The following is a 3,629-nucleotide window of genomic DNA, read 5'->3' as shown; positions in this document are numbered from 1 at the left end:
CCGCCGATCCAGCAGCGGTAGGCCTGCGGCGAGGCGAAGATGCGGTCCAGGTTCACCACGGGAATGCCCGCCCTCATGGCCTGCAGACCGACCTGTGTCAGCGCCTTGCCGTCCGCCGGCAGGATCACCAGGACGTCGACCTTCTTGTTGATGAGGGTCTGCACCTGGCCGATCTGCGCGGCCGTGTCGTTGGACCCCTCGGTGATCTCCAGCGTGACGTCGGAGTACTTCTCCGCACGCGACCTCGCGTTGACGTTGATGGCGTTCAGCCAGCCGTGGTCGGCCTGCGGCCCCGCGAAGCCGATCGTGACAGGCTTGCCCGGCTCGTCGTCGGCGACCGGAGCGTTGTTCGCGGCCTGCTCCTGCTTCGCGGGCTCGTTGCTGGTACAGGCCGTCAGCAGCGCTCCCGCGGAAACGGCTGCGGTGCCGAACAGCAGACCTCTGCGGCTGGGGGATGAAGGTCGGGACATGGCGGATGAACCCTTCGACTGGGCGGTGCGGGTGGAGGGAGGGAGCGGGGCCCGGGCGGTGAATGCCGGGGGCCCGCGCAAGGGGAGTCGGGGTGCCGGACGGCGGATGTCAGGCCCCGCCGGCCGGCAGGTACCGCTCGGCGTCAGGCGTCGCCGCCGCGCAGGGCGCGACGCTGGACGAGGACGGCGGCGACGATGATCGCGCCCTTGGCGATCTGCTGGACGGCGGTCTCCAGGTTGTTCAGCGCGAAGATGTTGGTGATCGTCGTGAAGATCAGGACGCCGAGGACGGAGCCGACGATGGTGCCGCGGCCGCCGCTGAGCAGGGTGCCGCCGATGATCGCGGCCGCGATGGCGTCGAGTTCGTAGAGGTTGCCGTTGGTGTTCTGGCCGGACCCCGCGAGCACGATCAACATGAACGCGGCGATGCCGCAGCACAGCCCGGACAGCAGGTACAGGTACAGCCGCTGGCGCCGCACATCGATGCCGGCCAGGCGGGCGGCCTCCGCGTTGCCGCCGACGGCGACGGTACGGCGGCCGAAGGTCGTGCGGTTGAGCAGCAGCCAGCCGATGACGGTCACGGCCGCGAAGACCAGCACCAGAGGCGGTACGCCGAGGATGTAGGCGTCCTTGACCCCGAGATCGAGCACCTCGCTCACGGTGACGATCTGGGTCCTGCCGTCCGTGATCTGCAGGGCCAGTCCACGGGCCGAGGCGAGCATCGCCAGCGTCGCGATGAACGGCACCATCCCGCCGTACGCGATGAGCACGCCGTTCACGAGACCGCAGCCCACACCCACGATCACAGCGGTGAAGAGGATGCCCGCGAAGCCGAACTCCTGGGTCGCCACGGTCGTCGCCCACACCGAGGCGAGCGCGACGATCGCACCGACCGACAGGTCGATGCCGCCGCTCGTGATGACGAACGTCATGCCGACGGTGACGACACCGATGACGGACGCCTGGGTCAGCACCAGCTGCAGATTGCTCGCGGCCAGGAACTCGTCCGGCTGGGTGATCCCACCGATCGCGACGAGCACGGCGAGGACGCCGAGCAACGACAGATTGCGCACGTCCCACCGCAGACCGAGCGGTCGGCGCGCCCCCCTTTTGTCCGTTTGGGACAGGGCGGCGGACATCGGCGCGTCCTTCTGCGCCGCAGAGGCCGGCTGCGTCATGACGTCGGGTTCCCTTCCATCACAAGATCGAGTACACGGTGCTCGTCGAGCTCCCGGGCGTCGGCCGTGTGCACGACGCTGCCTTCGCGCAGCACCAGCACACGGTCGGCCAGGCCCAGGACCTCGGGCACTTCGCTGGATACGAGAAGCACGGCGAGCCCTTCGTCGGCCAGCCGGCGAATCACTGCGTAGAGCTCCGCCCGGGCGCCGATGTCGACACCCCGGGTCGGCTCGTCCAGCAGCAGCACCTTGCAGCCGCGCAACAGCCAGCGCGCGAGCACCGCCTTCTGCTGGTTGCCGCCGGACAGCGTCCTGATCGCGGCATCCGGGTTGTCGGGCCGCAGGGACAGCTCACGAACCGCCTGGTGCGCCGCGGCGCGCTCGGCACGCCGGTCGAGCCAGCCGGCGCAGGAGAAGCGGGAGAGGGTGGAGACCGAGACATTGCTGCTGACGGATTCCAGCATCAGCAGGCCCTGCGCCTTGCGTTCCTCGGGCGCGAGGCCGATCCCGGCGCGGACGGCGGCGCGGACACTGCCGGGCCGCAGCGGGACGCCGTCGACGAGGACGCGGCCCGCGTCGGCCTTGCGCGCCCCGTAGACCGTCTCCAGGATCTCGCTGCGTCCCGAGCCCACGAGCCCGGCGAGACCGACGATCTCCCCCGGACGCAGTTCCAGGTCGACGGGTGCGAACTCGCCGTGCCTGGCCAGCCCTTCGACCTTCAGCACCGGCTCCTTGGCGGCGGCGACAGTGGCGTCCGGGCGCTCGGGGAAGACGTACTCGACGTTGCGCCCGGTCATCAGGGCGACCACGTCACGGGTGGGAGTGGAGTCCGCGGGCAGACCACCGGCAACCGCCCGGCCGTCCTTCAGAACCGTGACCCGGTCTCCGATGCGGCGGATCTCCTCCAGCCGGTGGGAGATGTAGACGACGGCGACACCGTCGGCGGTGAGATCGGCGACGATGCGGAAGAGGTTGTCGACCTCGTCGGGGTCGAGCGCGGCCGACGGCTCGTCCATCACGATCAGCCGCACCTCGTGGGACAGCGCGCGGGCCATCGACACGATCTGCTGCTGAGCGGCGGACAGGTCGCCGACGAGCCGTGCAGGATCGATCTCCGAGTGTCCGAGACGTTTCAGCAACTCGGCGGTCGCCGTACGGGCGGCGGAGCCGCGCACGACGAATCCGGCGGACGTCGGCTCGTTGCCCAGAAAGACGTTCTCCGCGACGGACAGCCCTTCGACCAGGTCCAACTCCTGGTAGATGGTGGCGATGCCGAGGCGCATGGCGGCGATGGGCGACTTGAGGGAGACGGGTTCGCCGCGCCAGGTGATCTCGCCGTCGTCGGGCTGATGCGCCCCGGCGAGGACCTTGATCAGGGTCGACTTGCCGGCGCCGTTCTGGCCGAGGAGACAGTGGACTTCCCCGGCCTGGACCTCCAGGTCCACACCGTCCAGTGCGCGGACTCCGGGGAACGACTTGGTGATGCCGGACATGGTGAGCAGGGGTGGTTGTGGTGCCATGAAGATCCCCTCGGCGGGTGCGGGGCCGTGAGCGGGCAGGGGCTGGGACAGATGCTTCAGGCCCGTGAGCGGGCAGGCTGGACACGGCGGTTCGGGTGGATGGGCGGCTCTGGGGCGCCCCTGGCGTGGTGTGTGCCGGGGGCGTACGGGTCGAGCAGGGCATGGCCTGACAGCCACGCGACCAGTGCGGTGGTTCGTGGTGTTGGTACGGGCGGTGCGTGTGGTGTGTGGTGTGGGGAAACTCGTGGTCCGTGGCCGGGCAGGGATCAGGCCGGTGAGAAGACGTGGTCGCTGATGAGCCGGGCCGCGCCGATCACTCCGGCGGCGGGACCCAACTCGCCTTGGACGATGGGGAGGTTGCCGGTCGCCAGTGGCAGGGACTGCCGGTAGACCTGGGTGCGCACACTGGCCAGCAGGGTGTGTCCGAGACCGGTCACGCCGCCTCCGATCACCACGAGGCC

3 protein-coding genes and 1 pseudogene are annotated in these 3,629 nt (G+C 70.0%); all 4 read right to left on the bottom strand.

Annotated features, from left to right (window positions below; genetic code table 11):
- Positions 1-470, bottom strand: a 470-nt coding sequence (locus AB0K02_RS33935) for a substrate-binding domain-containing protein (RefSeq protein ID WP_365996456.1), incomplete at its 3' end; no start/stop codon positions are given.
- 143 nt (positions 471-613) lie between these two features.
- On the bottom strand, positions 614-1,648 hold the full coding sequence (locus tag AB0K02_RS33930) for an ABC transporter permease (RefSeq protein ID WP_365996455.1): 1,035 nt from the start codon (positions 1,646-1,648) through the stop codon (positions 614-616).
- Positions 1,645-3,168, bottom strand: a complete 1,524-nt coding sequence (locus tag AB0K02_RS33925; protein ID WP_365996454.1) for a sugar ABC transporter ATP-binding protein — start codon at positions 3,166-3,168, stop codon at positions 1,645-1,647. The genes AB0K02_RS33930 and AB0K02_RS33925 overlap by 4 nt, the downstream gene beginning before the upstream one ends.
- A 266-nt stretch (positions 3,169-3,434) precedes the next feature.
- Positions 3,435-3,629 (bottom strand): annotated as a pseudogene (locus tag AB0K02_RS33920) (sugar kinase); the annotation flags it as partial.

This window comes from Streptomyces sp. NPDC049597, from assembly GCF_040675505.1.
Classification (GTDB): domain Bacteria; phylum Actinomycetota; class Actinomycetes; order Streptomycetales; family Streptomycetaceae; genus Streptomyces.
The sequence above is the reverse complement of the archived record's forward strand: the minus strand, read 5'-3'. Positions and strand labels throughout refer to the sequence as shown.